Source organism: Pyramidobacter porci (assembly GCF_009695745.1).
GTDB lineage: Bacteria > Synergistota > Synergistia > Synergistales > Dethiosulfovibrionaceae > Pyramidobacter > Pyramidobacter porci.
Map to the genome: position 1 here is coordinate 226,939 of NZ_VUNH01000001.1, position 19,614 is coordinate 246,552.

At 59.6% G+C, this 19,614-nt stretch carries 19 protein-coding genes; 17 read left to right on the plus strand and 2 right to left on the minus strand.

Annotation, left to right across the window (positions count from 1 at the left end; all coding sequences use genetic code 11):
• Positions 1 to 150: 150 nt before the first annotated feature.
• Positions 151 to 360 (minus strand): sulfurtransferase TusA family protein, encoded by a 210-nt coding sequence (locus FYJ74_RS01105; RefSeq protein ID WP_154527780.1) that lies wholly within the window; start codon positions 358 to 360, stop codon positions 151 to 153.
• A gap of 11 nt (positions 361 to 371) precedes the next feature.
• Entirely contained in the window at positions 372 to 1,469 is a 1,098-nt protein-coding gene (gene yedE, locus FYJ74_RS01110) for a YedE family putative selenium transporter (RefSeq protein ID WP_154527781.1), read from the minus strand.
• Between the two features lie 171 nt (positions 1,470 to 1,640).
• Here yedE and FYJ74_RS01115 point away from each other — a divergent pair, with 171 nt between their 5' ends.
• From FYJ74_RS01115 to gatB, 17 genes are all read left to right on the plus strand, one after another.
• The gene (locus FYJ74_RS01115; RefSeq protein ID WP_154527782.1) at positions 1,641 to 1,862 is read left to right on the plus strand and encodes a DUF3343 domain-containing protein; all 222 of its coding nucleotides are present in this window, start codon (positions 1,641 to 1,643) and stop codon (positions 1,860 to 1,862) included.
• Between the two features lie 108 nt (positions 1,863 to 1,970).
• Positions 1,971 to 2,162 carry a hypothetical protein gene (locus tag FYJ74_RS01120; RefSeq protein WP_154527783.1) on the plus strand — a complete coding sequence of 64 codons (192 nt, stop codon included), beginning with the start codon at positions 1,971 to 1,973 and terminating at the stop codon, positions 2,160 to 2,162.
• Positions 2,155 to 2,544, plus strand: coding sequence for a translation initiation factor (locus FYJ74_RS01125; RefSeq protein ID WP_229769276.1), 390 nt, complete (start codon positions 2,155 to 2,157; stop codon positions 2,542 to 2,544). The genes FYJ74_RS01120 and FYJ74_RS01125 overlap by 8 nt, the downstream gene beginning before the upstream one ends.
• 99 nt (positions 2,545 to 2,643) lie before the next feature.
• Positions 2,644 to 4,557 carry a transketolase gene (locus FYJ74_RS01130; RefSeq protein ID WP_229769277.1) on the plus strand — a complete coding sequence of 638 codons (1,914 nt, stop codon included), beginning with the start codon at positions 2,644 to 2,646 and terminating at the stop codon, positions 4,555 to 4,557.
• 9 nt (positions 4,558 to 4,566) lie between these two features.
• Complete coding sequence (locus tag FYJ74_RS01135; protein ID WP_154527785.1) at positions 4,567 to 5,118, plus strand: epoxyqueuosine reductase QueH; 552 nt, start codon at positions 4,567 to 4,569, stop codon at positions 5,116 to 5,118.
• A gap of 15 nt (positions 5,119 to 5,133) precedes the next feature.
• Positions 5,134 to 6,249, plus strand: a complete 1,116-nt coding sequence (locus FYJ74_RS01140; protein WP_154527786.1) for a M24 family metallopeptidase — start codon at positions 5,134 to 5,136, stop codon at positions 6,247 to 6,249.
• A 100-nt stretch (positions 6,250 to 6,349) separates the two neighbouring features.
• Complete coding sequence (gene rd, locus FYJ74_RS01145; RefSeq protein ID WP_154527787.1) at positions 6,350 to 6,511, plus strand: rubredoxin; 162 nt, start codon at positions 6,350 to 6,352, stop codon at positions 6,509 to 6,511.
• A 200-nt stretch (positions 6,512 to 6,711) separates the two neighbouring features.
• Complete coding sequence (miaB, locus tag FYJ74_RS01150) at positions 6,712 to 8,019, plus strand: tRNA (N6-isopentenyl adenosine(37)-C2)-methylthiotransferase MiaB (protein WP_320634266.1); 1,308 nt, start codon at positions 6,712 to 6,714, stop codon at positions 8,017 to 8,019.
• A 21-nt stretch (positions 8,020 to 8,040) separates the two neighbouring features.
• Complete coding sequence (locus FYJ74_RS01155) at positions 8,041 to 8,658, plus strand: helix-hairpin-helix domain-containing protein (RefSeq protein ID WP_154527788.1); 618 nt, start codon at positions 8,041 to 8,043, stop codon at positions 8,656 to 8,658.
• Positions 8,659 to 8,664: 6 nt separating this feature from the next.
• Positions 8,665 to 10,077, plus strand: a complete 1,413-nt coding sequence (locus FYJ74_RS01160; RefSeq protein ID WP_154527789.1) for a ComEC/Rec2 family competence protein — start codon at positions 8,665 to 8,667, stop codon at positions 10,075 to 10,077.
• A gap of 22 nt (positions 10,078 to 10,099) precedes the next feature.
• Positions 10,100 to 11,101 carry a tRNA dihydrouridine synthase gene (locus tag FYJ74_RS01165; protein WP_154527790.1) on the plus strand — a complete coding sequence of 334 codons (1,002 nt, stop codon included), beginning with the start codon at positions 10,100 to 10,102 and terminating at the stop codon, positions 11,099 to 11,101.
• A gap of 1 nt (position 11,102) precedes the next feature.
• Positions 11,103 to 12,641, plus strand: a complete 1,539-nt coding sequence (gene lysS, locus FYJ74_RS01170) for a lysine--tRNA ligase (protein ID WP_154527791.1) — start codon at positions 11,103 to 11,105, stop codon at positions 12,639 to 12,641.
• Between the two features lie 128 nt (positions 12,642 to 12,769).
• The gene (locus FYJ74_RS01175) at positions 12,770 to 13,945 is read left to right on the plus strand and encodes a cation diffusion facilitator family transporter (protein WP_229769278.1); all 1,176 of its coding nucleotides are present in this window, start codon (positions 12,770 to 12,772) and stop codon (positions 13,943 to 13,945) included.
• A 345-nt stretch (positions 13,946 to 14,290) separates the two neighbouring features.
• Positions 14,291 to 16,336, plus strand: coding sequence for an NAD-dependent DNA ligase LigA (ligA, locus tag FYJ74_RS01180; RefSeq protein ID WP_407692114.1), 2,046 nt, complete (start codon positions 14,291 to 14,293; stop codon positions 16,334 to 16,336).
• On the plus strand, positions 16,329 to 16,625 hold the full coding sequence (gene gatC / locus FYJ74_RS01185) for an Asp-tRNA(Asn)/Glu-tRNA(Gln) amidotransferase subunit GatC (protein ID WP_154527792.1): 297 nt from the start codon (positions 16,329 to 16,331) through the stop codon (positions 16,623 to 16,625). Before ligA ends, gatC begins: the two co-directional genes overlap by 8 nt.
• On the plus strand, positions 16,625 to 18,085 hold the full coding sequence (gatA, locus tag FYJ74_RS01190) for an Asp-tRNA(Asn)/Glu-tRNA(Gln) amidotransferase subunit GatA (protein WP_154527793.1): 1,461 nt from the start codon (positions 16,625 to 16,627) through the stop codon (positions 18,083 to 18,085). The genes gatC and gatA overlap by 1 nt, the downstream gene beginning before the upstream one ends.
• Positions 18,085 to 19,557: an Asp-tRNA(Asn)/Glu-tRNA(Gln) amidotransferase subunit GatB gene (gatB, locus tag FYJ74_RS01195; protein WP_154527794.1), complete on the plus strand. Its 1,473-nt coding sequence runs from the start codon at positions 18,085 to 18,087 to the stop codon at positions 19,555 to 19,557. Before gatA ends, gatB begins: the two co-directional genes overlap by 1 nt.
• Positions 19,558 to 19,614 lie beyond the last annotated feature (57 nt).

The following is a 19,614-nucleotide window of genomic DNA, read 5'->3' on the forward strand; positions in this document are numbered from 1 at the left end:
TCACAGTTTTTATAATTGCAGTGATATTCCAGTGAGAAGAGATTTTTTTGCCATGAAATGAGGCCTGCGAAAATACGATGGACGACAAAATCAAGTAAATATGAAAAGAGGCGGCGTCGAGCCGCCTCTCTTTAAAACATCGTCTCTGAATTATTTGACGAAGACAAGTCTGTTCGATTGATCAGGCTGAATATCGTTTGTCTTGAGCCGATATCCCTGGTTTGTCATGAAACGGGCAACGTTCGTGATTGACGTCGGGTTATCGAGAAAAATCTCGATCTCCTTTTCTCCCGTCGCCGCCGCTTTTTTGGCTTCGACGACAGGCTGGGGACAGGAAAGTCCGCGTGCATCAACAACCATTTTTCTCCTCCTTAAGCCTTCCTGCGCATCGCGAAACCGACGCAGAGACAGAAAATCATGCCGATGACGAAAGCGGTCGGGGCATGAGCGCCGATCCCGGCGCCGCTGCTGGCAAGACCGAAGTTATGAGCCACTGCCGCGCCCGCGATCATGCCAAAGACGAAAACAGCCGCATCGCCGTCGCCCTCGCCGGCCATGACCAGCTGACGGCCGGGACATCCTCCGGCGAGCGTGAAGCACAGGCCGGACAGGACCATGCCGAGGAAATTCCAGAGCGAGTCGGTATGAGCCACGGGCTGTCCCGCGAACCCGGACTTGAAGCTCCCCAGCACGAAGTTCATGCCGAACGCGGCGACGAGCAGGGCGACAATGCCCCAGAACAGGTAGCCGTCGCAGGCGAGAACGAGATCCCTGAGCGCTCCGATCGTGCAGAACCGGCTGCGCTGCGCAAGCCAGCCGACCAAAAGCATCACGGCCAGGCTGACATACCACGGCGCGTGCATCGAGCCGGGGCCTTTTTCGGAGAAGAAAATCGGCCCCGTCCCCTCGGCTCCCAGCTTGGGGGCGATCAGCAGCAGCGCCAGCAGCCCCAGCGCGAACAGCGGCATCATCAAACCGGATAATTTCGCTTCGGCCGGAGCGGGATAGGCTCTACCCAAATTGTAGTTGGAACTGATAAAATAAATGCCGATCAAAATCCCCGCCAAAAGTCCGGCGATGCCGTAAAGGGCGTTGAAATCGCCGCCCGCCAGACGGAGATACGCTCTCCAGGGGCAGCCCAAAAAGATCAGCGCGCCGATGGAAGCGAAAATGCCGAGCAGAAAGCGCACGGCGGGGGCCGATCCCGCGCGCGGCTTGAACTCCTTGAACGCCAGCGCGGAGCCGAAAGCGCCGAGAATCAGACCGATGATCTCCGGGCGGATATACTGGACCACCGCCGCCCTGTGAAAGCCCAGAGCACCGGCAATATCGCGCTCGAAGCAGGCAACGCATATCCCCATATTGCCCGGGTTCCCCAGAAGCACGAGAATCGGCGCGAGTATGCCCACGGCAAGGCCCGCGATAACGGGACCCAACCGTGACACCATGAGAGAATCAAAGTTTTTCAATGACAACCGCCTCCTGCGATGAAATGAAGTTTGAACAAGGCGCATTATAAATAACTATCATTGACCTTATTCTTGTTCTTTAGTATATTCGAAAAAAGCCGGAAGTCAAATTATCAAAACGCATGAATAAAACCTTTGCATAAATTCATAATCTATAAGGAGTTCTGTATAATGAAATGTCTTGCGACCTTCGACGTCACCAGTATGGCCCTGATGTTCGAGAAACAATGCCGCAGCGCCGGCTTCGACGTGAGGATCATCCCCGTGCCGCGCCAGATTTCCGCAAGCTGCGGACTGGCCTGTTCTTATCCCTGCGACCGTGAGAACGAGATCGCGCAGCTCTGCGAAAAGAACAATATCGAAATTTCCGAAACGCACCACATGACAGACTGACGGTTTCACGGAAAATCCGCCTTGAGAGAAAATGTGCGGTGCATTATACTGCAAGCGTGTGAAACACGTTCCCGCGTTTTCATATGGTTAAAGTCTGGAGAAGAGAGAATGCTTGACAGAAAATTGATCGAAGCGATGTACGATACGGCTGTTAAGAGCGAACTGCAGGGCGCTCGTTCGGCGGCGGCGGTTTACCGGCGGATGCTGGAGATGCCGCTGGGGTCGCAGATGACGGTCCGGTTTCAGGAAGGCGAAGATTTTATCGTCACACGCCGCGAGGAAGGTTACGAAGTTGCGTAGTTCCAAAAAGAAAATCGACACGGACAGGCTGGACTCCGAACTCTTTACGATCGCCGACGCCATGGGGCTGCCGCGGGAACCGGCCCGCCCATCCGCAAAAGAGACGCCTTGCGCCGGCGCCGAACCGGCGGCGGTCAGCGCGCTTGAGACGGCGTCGTTAAGACTTTTCCTGGAACGCAAGGGCAGGAGCGGAAAAACCGTCACGCGGCTTGCCGGACTGCCGCCGGGAGAACGGAGCGCCCGCCTCGTGAAGGAGCTTAAGCAGAGATTGGGCTGCGGCGCCGCGCTTGAAGAGAGCGCCGTTTTCTTTCAGGGGGATCAGCGGGCGCGCTTGCTGATACTCCTGAAGGAGTTTGGCGCGCGGAATGTGAAAATCGTGTGAGGCGACGGAAAATTTTGTCTTATAATGATTTTATAAAACGATGATCGAAAAATTTCATGCGGAGGCGTAAAAACGATGGTGTTCGATAAGGCTGTTAAAATGAATTCTTTTCAATGGAAGAAACTGCCGCCGGCGGAAGAGCGACAGCTGGACAAAGCCGCGCAAGTCTGCAAGGGGCTCGCGGTGGCGATGGTCGCCCGCGCCAACAGCGGGCACCCCGCGGGGGCGCTTTCCAGCATGAAAATGTACATGGCCGCTTACGGCGCCGCGAACGTGACGCCCCAAAACTGCGACTCGCTCGACCGCGATTTTGTCGTAATCAGCCACGGTCACACCTCGGCCGCGGCGTATGCGACCCTGGCGTATTACGGTTTTGTGGACGCGTTCGACGCCGTGAACGAATTTCGCCGGACCGGCAGCCGTTTTCAGGGGCACGTCGAGCGCATGGTCCCCGGCGTCGACTGGGGATCGGGCTGTCTCGGCCAGGGGCTGTCCGCCGGAGCGGGATTCGCTCTGGCGCAAAAGGCACGCGGCTACGACGGCCGCGTCTACGTTCTGATGGGGGACGGAGAGCAGCCGAAGGGGCAGATCGCCGAGGCTCGCCGCTTGATCGCGGCCCGCAAACTGACCAACGTGACGGCGCTGATCGACGTGAACGACATCCAGATCTCCGGGCGCTGCGGCGACGTCATGCCTGCGCACATCAAGGAGCTCTGGGAAGCCGACGGCTGGCAGACGATCCTGTGCGACGGCGATTCGTTCGCGGCGCTTTATGCCGCTTTGAAGACGGCGCGCGCCGCCGGGCGGCCGGTCGCAGTGCTCTGCCGGACGACCATGGGAAAGGGAGTCTCCTTCATGGAGGACAAGCCCGACTATCACGGCAAAGCCGCTTCGGGCGACCTCTACCGGCAAGCGATGAAAGAGCTGGGACAGCCGGATCTCGTCGCGTTGGCCGCGGAACACAAAAAAGCGAAGTTCAGCGCCGCGCGCGCCCTCGAACCGCTTGGAGCGGCGCTCGATCTGGGCGCGCCGAAGGTCTACGGCCCAGCCGACACGACGGACAACCGTTCGGCCTTCGGCTCGGCGCTGGCCGAAGTCGGGCAGCTCAACTACAAAAAGGCCGGGCGCACTCCCGTGCTCGTTTTCGACTGCGATCTCGCCGGTTCCGTCAAGACCGGCGAATTCGCGAAAAAATGCCCGGACAGCTTCATCCAGTGCGGCATTCAGGAGAACAACACGGCCACGGCCGCCGGCGCGGCGTCCGCCGGCGGCGTTGTGTCCGTCTGGGCGGACTTCGGCGTTTTCGGCCTGGCGGAAGCCTACAACCAGCAGCGCATGAACGACGTCAACCACGCGAACGAAAAGCTCGTCCTCACCCACGTGGGACTCGACGTCGGCGAAGACGGCATGACGCATCAGTGCATCGATTACGTTTCGCTGATGTCGAACTTCTTCAACTGGAAGCTGGTTGTCCCCGCCGACCCGAATCAGACGGACCGCGCGACGCGCTGGGCGCTGAAAACGCCGGGAAACATCTGCCTGGCGATGGGGCGCAGCAAGCTGCCGACGCTCTGCGCGAACGGCAAGCCGCTGCTGGCACGCGATTTCACGTACGGCGAAGCCGTCAAGGTCCGCGAGGGCAAAGACGCCGCCATCCTGGCGCTGGGAGCGATGGCCGGGCGCGCCGTTCAGGCCGCGGGGCTGCTTGCCGAGAAAGGCGTCGAAACGTCGGTGTACGCCGTCTCCTGTCCGCTGGAGATCGACGAGAGCGCGCTGACCGAGGCGTTCCAGACCGGAACCGTCCTCACAGTGGAGGACCACAACGTCAACAGCGGCATGGGCAGTCTCTGGCTGGCCCGCGCCGAAGAGCTTGGCCTGCGCGCCGCCGCGCGCCGTTTGGGGGTGCATCGCTACGGCGATTCCGGCCCAAGCGAAGAAGTGTACGCCGCCATGGGGCTTTCTGCGGACGCCATCGCAGCGGCTCTTGAAGATCTGAAAAAAGTCGCGCGCTAAGAGCTCTCGATGGAAGGAAAATTACTGTTCCACGCCTGCTGCGGTCCCTGCGCGACGACCGGTGTCCACGCTCTGACCGCGGAAAAGTGGAACGTTGCGCTTTATTTTTACGGCGGCAACATCCATCCCTACGATGAATGGCAGCGGCGGCTGGAAGCTTTGCAAAAACTGGCGGCGGCGTATTGCGTCCCGCTGATCGTCCGCCCTTACGACACTTCCGAATGGGACCGCCGTACGGACGGCCTTGAGAATGAAAGCGAAGGCGGACGCCGCTGCGAGCGCTGCATGCGCCTGCAGCTGGAAAGCGCCGCGAAAAAGGCGGCCGAGCTTTCCTTGTCGACGCTTTGCACCAGCCTGACGCTGAGCCCGCAGAAACACCCCGACCTGATCAACCTCTGGGGCGCGGAACTTGCCGGCCGTTACGCGCTGAACTGGGAAGGGCGAATCTGGAGGAAGAAGAACGGGCAGCTCTTCTCCGTTCAAGAATGCAAGCGGCTGGGGCTTTACCGGCAAAATTACTGCGGGTGCCGTTACAGCATGGGGCGCCCTCACCGTTTTTAGGAGTGTGAAGATCGTATGCCTCTTGAGAGTTACATGGAGAACCGTCTGGTCGGTCTGAGAAAGAAATTGCTGGAAGAAAAACTCGACGCTTTGCTTTTGATCGATTCCGAGTCGAGCGGCTGGGAGAATCTGTTTTATTACAGCGGCTTTCACGGCTCGTCCGCCGTCGTCGCGGTGACGCAGGAGCGGGCGGTCCTTGCCACGGATTCGCGCTATCTGACGCAGGCCGCGCAGCAGTCGCCTTTCGAGATCCGCGCGGTGAAGACGGGGGAGAGCCAGGTCGCGACGGCCGGACGCCTTCTCGACGAACTGAAAATCCGCCGCTGCGGCTACGACGGCGCCATGCTCTGCGCGCAGACCTATCTGGCATTGAGCGAGTTCTCCGTCGAATGGCGCGATTTTTCGGCGGCCATGGCCGAGCAGCGCCGCCACAAAGACGCTCGTGAAATCGAATTGATCGCCAGGGCGGCCGACATCGCCTCCGCCGCGTATCTGGAAACGCTGCCGCTGGTCAGGCCGGGCATGAGAGAAAAAGAATTCGCCAAGTTGCTCGAATTGAACATCGCCCGGCACGACGGCGAAGGAGTGTGGCACAAAAGCGACATGATCGTCGCTTCCGGCGTTCGCAGCGCCATGCCGCACGGCGTGGCCAGCTCGAAAAAAATGGAGCTGGGCGATCAGGTCACCGTCGATTACGGCGCGATCTTCGGCGCCTATATGTCGGACCTGACGCGGAACTTTTCTCTGGGCGCGCCCAAAGACGCCGAGTTTCTGGAGATTCATGAAGTTCTCCTGAAAGCCCACCGGGATTCCGCGGCGCTGCTGAAGCCGGGCGCGCGCGGGTGCGACGTGCATGCGGCCGCCGCCAAGGTCATCGCCGACGCCGGCTACGGAGCGTATTTCGGGCATGGGCTGGGACACAGCTTCGGCCTGGAAATCCATGAAGCGCCGCGCCTTTCGCCGCTGTACCAGGGAACGCTCCGGTGCGGCGACGTGATCACGGTCGAGCCGGGGATTTACATTCCCGATCGGGGCGGCCTGCGCATCGAAGACGATTACCTGATTACGGAAGACGGGGCGCGCCGCCTTTCCGCCAATTTACCGCAGGAGTTCGTTCGCCTGCCGCTGTGATTAACAAACTTGAATCATCGTCGTCGCGGTGGCGGACGGAAAATTTATATGATAGAATTTCGGTAGTGTTTTACAGATACGATATGGGGGAGGAAAAAACATGAAAAAGTATGTGTGTTCTGTGTGTGGGTGGGAATACGATCCGGCGGCGGGCGATCCCGATAACGGCATCGCGCCCGGCACGGCCTTCGAAGATCTTCCCGAGGACTTCGTCTGCCCCGTCTGCGGCGTAGGCAAGGATCAGTTCGAAGCGGCCGAATGATTTCAGGTTCGTCGTAAGATAATAAAGAGACTCTCGAGTTCATCTCCCTCGAGAGTCTCTTTTTTGTGCCGTTCTGTTCGCCGGTCGGACGAGGCGCGGCGGAAAAACGCCGTTCTTTTCGTATGGCGCTTTATTTCGTGCCCCGTTCGGGTATAATTGACAAAGAATTATTCTGAAATGTGCTCGTGGAGGTTTTTTCAGTGTACGGTTTTGCGATGAAAGTTTACGGGTGTCAAATGAATCAGTACGACGCCGACAAAATCAGGACGGCGCTCGTCGCGCGCGGAGCTTACGAAACTGCGGAAGAAGGCGCCGACGCGATCGTCTTCGTCGGCTGCAGCATCCGCGACAAGGCCGAGCATAAAGTCTGGAGCGAATTGGGCCATTACGAAGAACGCTGGCGCAAAGAGGGGCGTCCCGTCGTCGCCATGACGGGCTGCATCGCCCAAAACGTGGGCGTCGATATGTCCAGACGTTATCCGTGGGTCCGGGTCGTTTCCGGTCCCCGGCACATCGGCCTGGTGCCCGACGCTTTGGAAACGGCCTTGTCGGGCGACGAGAAAGTCGTTTTGCTCGACGACGATCCCCGCGAACTGCACGAACTGCGCTTTGCCCCGCTGGAGCGCCAATTTCCCTGGAAAGCTTCGGTGATGATCTCGCACGGCTGCGACAATTTCTGCACCTACTGCATCGTCCCTTACGTGCGCGGGCGATTCGCTTCCCGCAGTCCCCGGGAGATCATGGACGAAGTGAAGCAGCTTGTCGAAGGGGGAGTCAAAGAAATCTGCCTGCTCGGGCAAAACGTCGACACCTACGGAAGAGATCTCGACCGTTACAGCTTCGCCGATTTGCTGAACGACGTCGCCCATATCGCGGGCCTGGAGCGTCTGCGCTTCATGACTTCTTATCCGACGGATTTCACGAAAGACGTGGTCGACGCGATCGCGGGAAACTCCAATATCTGCCCCGCGATCAATCTGCCGATCCAGGCGGGCAGCGACCGGATCCTGAAAGCGATGAACCGGCGCTACACGGTGGAGGAGTATGCCGAAGTCGTCGACTGCATCCGCCGCGGCCTGCCCGAAGTCGGTCTGACGTCCGATCTGATCGTGGGTTTTCCCGGCGAGACGGACGAGGACTTCGCCTGTTCCGTGGCGGCGCTGAAGCGGTTCCGCTTCGATCAGGTCCACACGGCGGCCTATTCGCGCCGGCAGGGGACGCCGGCGGCCGCGATGAGGGAACAGATCCCCGAAAGCGTGAAAAATCGGCGCTTGAACGAGGTCAATCGACTGCAGACGGAAATCGCCAGAGACATCAACGAAAAACTGATCGGGCGGCGCTACCGCGTACTGGTCGACGGCAAGGCGCTGAAAGGGAATCTCCTGCAGGGGCGGAATCCGGCCGACAAAGTGATCCTTTTCGAAGGCGCCGAAAGCGTGATCGGGACGTTCGCCGACGTGGAAGTGACCGCCGCCGACAGCTGGTCGCTGAAGGGGAGAATTCTTTAGAATCAGGGAGGGGAGCCGCCTGTGGAGAGTCGGACGAAAATTTCTTTGTGCGTCGCCGGAGCCATATTCTGCATAGGCTGCGCCGGCGCCGCGGTGCAAATTTTCAAGGGAAGCTGGCGGGACGAAGCGCCGACGACGGTCGCGGGGCCCGCCCTGTGGCTTCAGTCGCCGTCTTACAAGCTGCCCGCTTCGTCTTCCTCCGAGCACTACGCTTATATCACCGGCGCCGTTTCCCGTCCGGGCGTTTATCCCATCTCATCGGACGCGCGGGTCTTCCAGCTCGTGGAAGCGGCCGGCGGTTTCCGCTTCGACGCCGATCAGTCGCAGGTCAATTTGGCCGCTCCGGTACGCGACGGCGCGCATGTTCACGTCAAAGCCGCCGCGCTCGCGCCTCAGCCCCGCGCAAAAAGCAACTCTTCTCAAAACAGGGGACGGGAAAACGAAACGCAGTACGTTTACGTCAACACGGCGACGGAGGAAGATCTGTGCGCGCTTCCCGGCGTCGGCCCGTCCACGGCCCGGAAAATCATAGAATACCGCCAGACCCACGGGCCTTTTCATTCCGCCGAGGCGCTGCTGGAAGTTTCCGGCATCGGCAAAGGCAAACTGAGCCACATGCAGACGCTGCTTCGGTTTTGATGCCGCATGGATTCCCTGTTGAACGAGATTCCCGCGCTTCTGCTGCTGCAAAGCTGCGCGCTCTCGCTGGCGGCGGCGGAACGCGGGCTCCCTTTATGGCTGGCGATTTTCCTTTCCGCCTGCGCGCTCGGCGCGGAAATGCTGCTTTCGGAAGAGCGCTGGTACGCGCGCAAGTTTTCTTTCGCGCTGGCGTTCGTTGCGCTGTCGGGCGTTTTCTCCGTGTTCCTGCAGTCGCGGCTCGAAGAAGGAACAACGCCCGTAAAAGCCGTTTCCGGCCGTTTCCTTGTGGCGGAGCGGCGGCAGTGGGGAGAGCGCGAAGTGCTTCGGGTGACCGACGAGCGCGGCGCCGGCTGGCTTCTCGCCGTCGGCAAAGGACTGCAGGACGTCGAAGAAGGCGACGAACTTTCGCTGGAAGCTTCCGTCGTTCCGCTCCGGAACGGCTCTTTGAGAAGTTCCTTTTCCCCGCGGCAGTACTGGATGGCCCGCGGCGTGCAGGGCGAACTGCGCCGGGCCGCGCGCGTCGAAAAACGGGGCAAAAGCCTTTCGAGTCACAGCTTCCGCCAGTATTTAAGGACGCAGCTCGAAACGCTGCCGCGCAACACGCGCGCTCTGGCGGCCGCCATCCTTCTCGGCGATCGGGACGCCGACCTCCGCGAAGACTACAGACGATGGGGAATCAGCCACATCTTGGCCGTTTCGGGATGGCACGTCGGGCTGGCCCTGATACTCGGCTGTCTGATCTTCGGCAGCGGGCGGCGCGGGCTTTTTTGGTGCTCTTTGCTCCTGTGGGGATATTGCCTCACCAGCGGAGCGTCGATGAGCGCCGTGCGCGCCTCTTTGATGGTGCAGATCGGCATGCTCGGGCTTTACTGGGGGCACCCCTCCCATGCCCTGAATGCGATCGGCGTCGCCGGGATCGCTATGCTCCTGTGGAATCCGTGGTGCTTCTTCGATCTCGGCTGGCGATTGTCCGTTATCGCCGCGATCGCCGTGACGGCTTTGGAAAAATCCAGATCGTCGCTGCTCGTCTTTTTTTCTCCGCTTGTCATGTGGATCTTGACGTCGCCGCTGATCGCGCCGCTGGCCGGAGGCATTTACCTGTCGTCCCTGCCGATCAACGCCATGGCTTCCGCGCTGTTTGCCGTGATCCTTTTCGCCGTGCTCGTCGCGGCGATCCCTTGTATTTTGGGGATCCATCTTTTATGGCTGGCTTGGCCGGCGGAAAAGCTGATGCAGATCTGGGCGCTGGCGGCCGATCAATGGGTCGAATGGCTGCCGCAGGCGCTTCCGGTCCATTTTTTCTCCGCCTGGCTGTGCACGGGCGTTTTGTTTTTTCTCGTCGCTCTGGCGGGAAAAGTTTCCCTCCGGCGGGCCGTCCTGCTGGGAGGCTGCGGAGCGTTGATCGCCGTCATCTTTTAGAAAAATTGCCTGAGAGGACTTTATGGAAACGAAACTCACGATCGGCGGGGTGGAAGTCGAGAACCCCGTGTTTTTTGCGCCTTTGGCTGGCGTCAGCATTGCGGCGGTGCGGCGGCTTTTCCGCCGCCTGGGGGCCGCTGTGACCCATACGGAGATGATCAGCAGCGCGGGGCTCCTTTACGCCGGAACGAAGACCTGGCGGATGACGGAATGTACCGACGATGAAAAGCCGCTCGTACTGCAGCTTTTTACGGGCGACGCGGACAGTCTGTGCCGCTCGGCGGAGCGGTGTTTGCAAAGTCGCTCGTACGCCGCGTTCAGCATCAACATGGCTTGTCCGATGCCGAAGGTACACAAAAAGGGCGCCGGCAGCCGTCTGCTGCAAAATCCCGACGTCGCCTTCGCGATGGTGCGCGCGCTGAAAAAATTCGGCCTGCCCGTCTGGCCCAAGATCCGCAAGATCGTTCCGGACGGCCGCGAATATCGTTTGGATACGCTGCAGTTCGCCGAGGGTTTGCTTGCGGCCGGGGCCGACAACGTGACGATCCATGGACGCACGCCCCAGCAGCGGTACGAGGGGAAAGCCGATAAACGCGAAGTCGTCCGCGCGGCGCGGCGCTTCGAAGGCAAAATCACCGCTTCGGGGGACGTTTACGCCCCCGCCGACGTCGCGTTCTATCTCGACAACGGCTGCGCGGCGGTGCTCTGCGCCCGCGGCGCGATCGCGGATCCTTTTATGGTCGTGCACGCTTTGCAGGTTTTGGGTTATAATGTTCGAATGTCACACGGCGATCCTTCGCTGGAAGAACGCGCGGAAATCCTTATTGGCTTTGCGGACGATCTCTGTCGGCTTCATGGCGAGCGCGCGGCTCTTGTGCTCTTGAGGCGTTTTCTTTCCGGATTTTTCAGGGGCAGGGCGGGGACCGCGGAGTTCAAACGCGCGCTGGCCAGCGCGAAAGACTGGGATTCTGCGTACGGGCTCCTCCGCGGCTGGCGCTCATATTTTGAAAGGGGATTCATGTAAAATGGCGGAAATTGCAGCCGGCACTCAGGAAACGGAAATTCTCAGACAACGCGTCGACAAGCTGAGACGACTTCGCGAAGAGGAAGGCTATAATCCTTTCGAAAACGAAAAGTGGAACGTCGATCACACCGTCGCGCAGGTGCGGAAAGATTTCGATTATCTCAAGGCGGAAGAAGCCGTCCCCGAGACGAAATTTTCCATGGCCGGACGCCTGATGACGCTGCGCCGCCAAGGCAAGGCAGCGTTTGTCAACATGCAGGACGAGACGGGAACGATTCAGCTTTATTTCCGCTACGACACGCTGGGCGAGAAAGACTACACTTTCTTCAAGAAGTGGCTCGATTCCGGCGACATCATCGGCCTCGTCGGACATCCGTTCCGCACGCAGCGCGGCGAGCTGACGGTCGCCGTCGAGCGGTTCCGCCTGCTGACCAAGGCGCTCCGTCCCCTGCCCGAGAAGTGGCACGGCCTGACGGATCTCGAGATTCGTTACCGCAAGCGGTATCTCGATCTGATCGTCAATCCGGAAGCGCGCGAAGTTTTCAGAAAAAGGGCGAAGATCATCTCCACCTTCCGTGCCGTCCTCGAGAAGCACGGCACGCTGGAAGTCGAGACGCCGGTGCTTTCTTACCTTGCCGGCGGCGCCAACGCGCGTCCTTTCATCACCTATCACAACGCGCTGGGCGCCAACATGTACCTGCGCATCGCCACGGAGCTCTACCTGAAGCGGCTCGTCGTCGGCATGATGGGGCGCGTGTACGAGATCAGCAAGGACTTCCGCAACGAAGGCATGGACCTGACGCACAATCCGGAATTCACGATGATGGAAGTTTACTGGCCCTATGCGGATTACGTCGACATGATGGATCTGACCGAAGAACTGATCCGCGAGTCCTGCATCGCCGCCAACGGCACGCCGGTCATCGAACGAAACGGCGTCGCGCTGGATTTTGCCAAGCCGTTCCGCCGCGCCACGATGGTGGAGTTGGTGAAAGAGACCTGCGGCGTCGATTTCGCCGCCATCACCGACGAAGAAGCCCGCGACGCCGCCCGCCAGAACAAGATCGAGATCACGGGGCACGAATCGCGCTTCAAGATCCTCACCATGTTCATGGAGGAGTTTGTCGAAGAGAAGCTCGTGCAGCCGACGTTCGTGATGGGACATCCCGTCGAGATCTCGCCGCTGTCGAAGAAGGACCCCGAGCACCCCGACTACACCCACCGCTTCGAGCTGTTCTGCTGCGGCAAGGAACTCAGCAACGGCTACAGCGAGCTGAACGACCCCATCGACCAGAAAAACCGTTTTCTCGATCAGGCGCAGAAAAAGACCGAAGGAGAGGACGAAACGCATCCTTTCGACGAGGATTTTGTCGAAGCGCTGGAACAGGGGCTGCCGCCGACCGGCGGGCTGGGGATCGGCATGGACCGCGTCGTCATGTTCCTCACCAACTGCCGATCGATCCGCGACGTCATCTTCTTCCCGACGATGAAACCCGTGGAGAATCAGCAGCCGTCCAAGGATTCTGAGAATAAAGGATAACACGACAGATACGCGAAGGGGCAGGCAGCACATGCACCTTCGCGTATCTGTCGGCATGCATTTCGAAGAACCGTTTCGATCGTAAACTTAAGATAAAAACTCATCACAGGCAAAGAAGGGAAACATTAATGCTGGCAATTAAAATGAAAGAAGCCGAACGTGCGAATATGTCATCGGCAGAGATAGAAAAAGCGGTGTCAAGGAATCGCATCATCGTGCGTACCAGCATCATCGGAATTCTTGCGAATGTCGTGTTGGCCGCATTCAAGGCGGTGATCGCTGTGATGACCGGCTCGATTGCCATCACGATGGATGCCGTCAATAATATCAGCGATGCGGCCTCTTCGCTGATCACGATCATCGGCACAAAATTGGCGGCAAAGCCGGCAGACCGCAAGCATCCGTTTGGATACGGACGGATCGAATATCTGAGCGCCATGATCATTTCCATCATCGTCTTCTACGCCGGCATCACCTCTTTTGCGGAATCGGCAAAGAAAATCGTGCACCCGGAAACACCGGAATATTCTGCGACATCTTTGGTGATTGTCGCGGTAGGCGTCCTTGTCAAAATCGTGCTTGGACATTTTGTCAAGAAGACCGGCCGGAAGGTGAACTCGGATTCGCTTGTCAACTCCGGAGAGGATGCCAGGCTGGATTCCGTCATTTCCGCTTCGACGCTGGCGGCGGCAGTCGTTTTTATGACCTTTCGCGTGTCGTTGGAATCCTGGCTTGGAGCAATCATCTCTATTGTCATTATCAAGTCCGGCTTGGAGATGTTGAGGAACACGGTGTCCGAAACTCTTGGCGAACGGGTGGATGCCGAACTTGCAAAAGGAGTCAAAGAGACGGTCTCGTCTTTTCCGGAAGTTCGTGGAGCTTATGATCTGGTCCTGAATAATTACGGGCCAAGCGCCTACAGCGGCTCCGTCCATATCGAGGTCCCCGACACGCTGACCGCCGCTGAGTTGGATGTTTTGACGCGGAAAATCACAGCTGAAGTCTTCGCGAAAAATCATGTATACCTTACGGCAATCGATGTTTATTCCTACAACACAAAAGATCTGGAAGCCGCCGCAATGCGGGACAAAATCAGAAAGAAAGTCATGGCGCATGAACATGTTATGCAGATGCATGCATTTTACGCAGACAGGGAACGGAGGGTGATCCGTTTCGATATGGTCGTAAGTTTTGACGCAAAAGACAGAGCGGCGCTTTATCGCGAGATTACCGACGAGGTTCGAGAAATGTATCCGGAATATACAGTCATTACTGCTCTCGACACAGATTTTTCGGAGAGTTAAATTGAAGGGGCGTCTCTTTGTTCATTATGATGCAGAGATCAGCAACGGAGAAACGAGATTCCTATCAGAAAAGGTACCGGCCCACAGGGAATCGGCGCATAAAATCCCAGGGACAACGCAGACCGTCGGAGCTCGCAGCTCCGGCGGTTTCTTTTATACTCATTCTTGATGATTTATCATCCTCCGCATTCGAACGGCGGGGCTCCCTTGCTGGAAAAGCATTTTGGGGTTAGAATTTATAAATGTTCTGCATACATAATGAGCGTCTGTCCCGCTTCGCTTCATGAAGTCAGGAAGATCGCTCGGGCAGTGGCTTTTTTCGCCGCTGGCAATGTTACAGGGGTGGTGTTCTGCGTGGAACAGGAAAAACTGGACCGCTATCATTGGCTCGTCGACGAATTGAATCGTCATGGACGCCTCTATTACGTTCTGGACGCTCCGGAAATCGAGGACGACGAATACGACGCGCTGATGCGCGAGATGCTTCAGTTCGAAAAAGAACATCCCGACCTGATCCGCGACGACTCTCCGTCGAAGCGCGTCGGCGGCGCGGTGCTGGAGGCGTTCGAAAAAGTTGCGCACGCCAAACCGATGCTCAGCCTCGAAGACGTTTTCTCGAAGGAAGAGCTTCACGACTGGCTGCAGCGGGCGGCGGAAGGCGTCGGTCAGCCGTGGATCCCCTGGTGCTGCGAATTGAAGATCGACGGCCTGGCGGTGTCTTTGATCTTTGAGGACGGCAAATTCGTTCAGGCGTCCACCCGCGGCGACGGTATCGTCGGCGAGAACGTCACGGAAAATCTGAAAACGGTCAAAGACCTGCCGCTTCGCCTCCTCGGCGATGTCCCCGGGCGTCTGGAGCTGCGCGGCGAAGTGTACATGAGCAAAGAGGGATTCGCCCAACTGAACGCCGCAAGGGAAGAAGCGGGGCTACCGCTTTTCGCCAATCCCCGCAACGCGGCGGCGGGCAGCCTGCGACAGCTTGACACGGCGGTCGCCGCTAAACGGAATCTGCGCCTTTTCACCTACTACGTGCAGGATGCGGAATCCTACGGCCTGCACAGCCAATCGGAAGTCCTCGAATGGCTGAAAGTCCGCGGGCTTCCCGTGCAGAAAGCCTGGAGCCGGGCCGGGACGGAAGCCGAGGTCCTCGATTTCCTGGAGCGATGGAGCGGCGAACGTTTCAGTCTGCCCTACGCGACGGACGGCGCCGTGTTCAAGGCCGATCCGACGGAATACTGGAAGATCCTGGGAAACAACGTCAAAACGCCTCGCTGGGCCGTGGCCTACAAATATCCGCCGGAAGAGCGAAAAACGAAGCTCGAGAGCATAGAGATTTCCCTCGGCCGCACGGGCGTGCTCACGCCGGTGGCGAATCTGACTCCTGTCTTGATCTCGGGAACGGTCGTGAAGCGCGCCAGCCTCCACAACGACGAGGAGATCCAGCGCAAGGACATCCGCGTCGGCGATCAGGTATGGGTTCGCAAAGCCGGCGAGATCATTCCCGAGATCGTCCGCGTCGACACCGCCAGCCGCACGGGCACAGAGGAATCTTTCACAATGCCCGCAGCGTGTCCCGTGTGCGGAGCGGCCGTGGCCAGGCTTCCCGGCGAAGTGGCGCTGCGCTGTCCCAACAGGTCCTGTCCGGCGCAGCTGACCCAAGGGCTGATCCATTTCGCCTCCCGGCAGGGCATGGACATCCGGGGAATCGGCGACCGTCTGGCGGAGCAGCTCGTCCAGAGCGGGCTGGTCAAGAGTTTCGGCGATCTGTACGCCTTGCGCGTCGAGCCGCTTGTCCGTCTGGACCGCATGGGAGAAAAATCCGCGGGGAAACTGATCCAGGCCATCGCAAAATCCAAAGAGCGGCCGCTGAAATTTTTGATCACGGCGCTGGGGATCCGGGAAGTCGGCGCGGGAGTCGCGGCGGAGCTGGCGAAACGCTTTTCGTCGCTCGATGAGATCGCCGCCGCCGACGAAGAACGGCTCGCCGCCGTCGAGGGCGTGGGGCCGGTGATTGCCCGTTCGATCAAAACTTTTTTCGGCGAAGAGCATAACCGGCGCCTTATCGACGGACTGCGCGAAGCCGGAGTATCCATGCGGAGCGAAACGGCGCCCGAAGCGCCAATAGGGCCGCTGGCCGGCAAGACGTTCGTCTTTACGGGGGAGCTTTCGCGTATGTCCAGGACGCAGGCGCAGGAACTCGTGGCGCAGCGCGGGGGGAAAAGCGTCGCTTCCGTGAGCAAAAAAACGTCTTATGTCGTCGTCGGCGAAGCGCCGGGCGGCAAGGCCGAAAAAGCGCTCCGCCTGAACGTGCCGACCCTGAACGAAGAGGAATTTTTCGCAATGATCGATAATTTATCGCAGCACATGCCTGGAGGAACAAACGATGCCTAGACTGTCCAAAGAAGAAGTCCTGAAGATCGGCAAGCTTGCCCGCCTGGAGATCGCCCCTGAAGAGCTCGATTCGCTGTCGGAGCACTTCAACGGCATTCTCGATTACTTTTCCAAACTCGAGGAGCTCGATCTTCGCGCCGTCGATCCGTTCACGATGGAAGATACCCGGCCGGTCCGCCTTCGCGACGACGAGGTGGAGGAGAACGACCGGAGAGAAGCGATCCTGAACCAGTCGCCATCGCGCGAGGGCGACTTCATCAGAGTCCCCCGCATTGGAGGCGACAAGTGATGGAACTGTACAGACTGAGCGCCGCGGAAATCGTCGCGGGACTGAAAGCGCGCCGGTTCAAGTGTGGAGATGTCGTGCGGTCGTGCCTGGAGCGCATGCGGAAAATGGAACCCCACATTCACGCCATGCTTCATATCGCGACGGATTCCGCGCTCGAATCGGCCGCCGCCGTCGACGCCGCCATTGAGAAAGGCCGCGTTCCGGGGTGCCTGATGGGCGTGCCCGTCGTTCTCAAAGACAACATCTGCACCAGCGACATGCCGACCACCTGCGCCAGCAAAATCCTCGCCGGCTGGACGCCGCCTTACGACGCCACCGTCGTGAAGATGCTCAAGGCCGAAGGAGCCGTCATTCTCGGCAAAACCAACTGCGACGAGTTCGCCATGGGAGGTTCCACGGAGAACTCTGCTTTCGGCCCGACGATGAACCCCTGGGACGTCGGCCGCGTTCCGGGCGGCAGTTCCGGCGGCAGCGCCGCCGCCGTCGCCGCCGGCTATGCGCCGTTGTCCCTCGGCAGCGACACCGGCGGTTCGATCCGCCAGCCCGCTTCGTTCTGCGGGATCTACGGCATGAAGCCGACTTACGGGCAGGTGAGCCGTTACGGGCTGGTCGCTTTCGCCTCGTCGCTCGACCAGATCGGCCCTTTTGCGCGAACCGCCGAAGACCTCAGACTGATCCTCTCGGCGATCTGCGCGTTCGATCCCTGCGACTCGACCAGCGAAGACCGGCCCGCGCCCCGTTTCGATCTCAGCGACGCGCCGTTGCGCGGGAAGAAGATCGGCGTGCTTGCGAAACTTGTCGACAGCAAGCTGACGGCCGATCTGCAGGCGGCACTGGACGGACAAATCGCAGAGTGCCGCCGCCTGGGGGCGGAAATCGTCGAAGTCGCTCTGCCGAAAGCGCTTGAGTACGGATTGGCCTGCTATTATATCCTCGCCCCCGCGGAGGCAAGCTCCAATCTCGCCCGTTACGACGGCGTGCGCTACGGCGCCGCTCATAAAGAGGCCAAGTCGCTGCTCGAGCTCTACGTCAAAACGCGCGGCGAAGGTTTCGGCCCGGAAGTGAAGCGCCGCATCCTGACCGGCACCTACGTGCTCAGTTCAGGATTTTACGACGCCTATTATCTGACGGCGCAAAAGGTCCGCAAAGTCGTCAAGCAGGAATTCGCCGCAGCTTTTGAGCGAGTTGACGCCATCCTGCTGCCGACTGCGCCGACGCCCGCCTTCAAGCTGGGCGAGATGAGCGCGCCGCTGACGATGTACATGGCGGATATTTTTACGATCCCCGTCAATCTGGCCGGCCTGCCCGGCATTTCTTTCAACGCCGGCTTTTCGTCCGCGGGACTGCCGCTGGGGATGCAGCTGATCGGCCCGCGCTGGTCCGATGCGATGATTCTCGACATGGCCGCCGCGCTCGGCAAAAAATCGGAAGGCAGCATCGCCGAGGGAGGTGTCCGCTAATGGCTCTTGAGTTTACGACCGTCATCGGGCTGGAAATCCATATCCAGCTCAACACGAAGACGAAGATTTTCTGCAATTGCTCGACCGATTACATCGGCGCGACGCCGAACTCACACATCTGTCCGGTCTGCACCGGACAGCCGGGCGCTCTGCCGGTTCTCAACGGGAAAGTCGTCGAGTTCGGCGTGCGCGGCGGTTTGGCGCTGCACTGCAAGATCAACAAACTGACGCGCTTCGATCGCAAGAACTATTTCTACGCCGACCTTCCCAAGGCGTATCAGATCACCGAATACTACGTGCCGCTCGCCGAAAACGGTTATCTGACCATCACCGGCGACGACGGACAGCTTCGCCGCATCGGCATCACGCGGCTCCACCTTGAAGAAGACGCCGGCAAACTCGTTCACGTCGCAGCCGACGGACGGATTGTCGGCTCCAGCCAGTCTTTCGTCGATTACAACCGCGGCGGCGTGCCGCTTGCCGAAGTGGTGTCCGAGCCCGACATCGCTTCGCCGCGCGAAGCCCGCGAGTACGTGTCGGCGATGCGCCAGCTGGTGCGCTATCTGGGCATTTCCGACGGCGACATGGAAAAGGGATCCATGCGCGTCGACGCGAACATCTCGCAGAAAGTTTCCGACGGCCGCTGGGGCAGCCGCGTCGAAGTCAAAAACATGAACTCTCTCAAGGCGCTGGAACGGGCCCTGGAATACGAGACGCTGCGCCAGCGCGACCTGCTCGCCCGCAGCGAACGGATCGCTCAGGAGACCCGCAACTGGGACGACGCCGACGGCATCACGACGCCGTCGCGCAGCAAGGAAGAGTCCAACGACTACCGTTATTTCCCTGAGCCGGATCTGCCGCCGCTGCTGCTTGACGACGAGTATATCGAAGGCGTCAAAGCCGCCATGCCGGAGCTTCCCGACGCCAAGCGCGAGCGGTTCCTCGCGCAGTACAAACTGCCTGCGGAAGATGTGCTGGTGCTGACGGAGACGCCCGAAGTCGCCGCGTATTACGAGGACGTCGTGAAGGCCGGCGGCGAGCCGGTCAGATCTTCGAACTGGGTGCGGACCGACCTGATGAGAGCGCTGAAAGAGCGGGGTCGGGAGATCTCCGACGCCCCGGTGAGCGCCGAAACTTTGGCCGAGCTGATCAAGCTTGTCGACGGCACAAAGATCTCCACGACGGCCGCGAAAGACGTTTTCGAGAAACTCGCCGGCAGCGAAATGACGCTCGAACAGGCCATCCAGGCCTGCGGCATCCAGATCGGCGCGGTAGGCGGCGACAGGCTGCGGGAAATCGTCGCCGCGGTCGCCGGCGCCAACGCCGACGTTGTCGGGGTGATCCGTTCCGGCCAAGACAAGAAAGACAAGAAGCTCAAGTTCCTCATGGGGCTGGTCATGAAGGAGAGCCGCGGACAGGCGAAACCGGACGAAGTTTTGAAAGCTTTGAACGAGTTTCTTGCGGGGAAGTAGTGTTATGTTTGAATAAATCTGTTAAAATACGGGAGTATAGAAAAACTTAAACAAGAG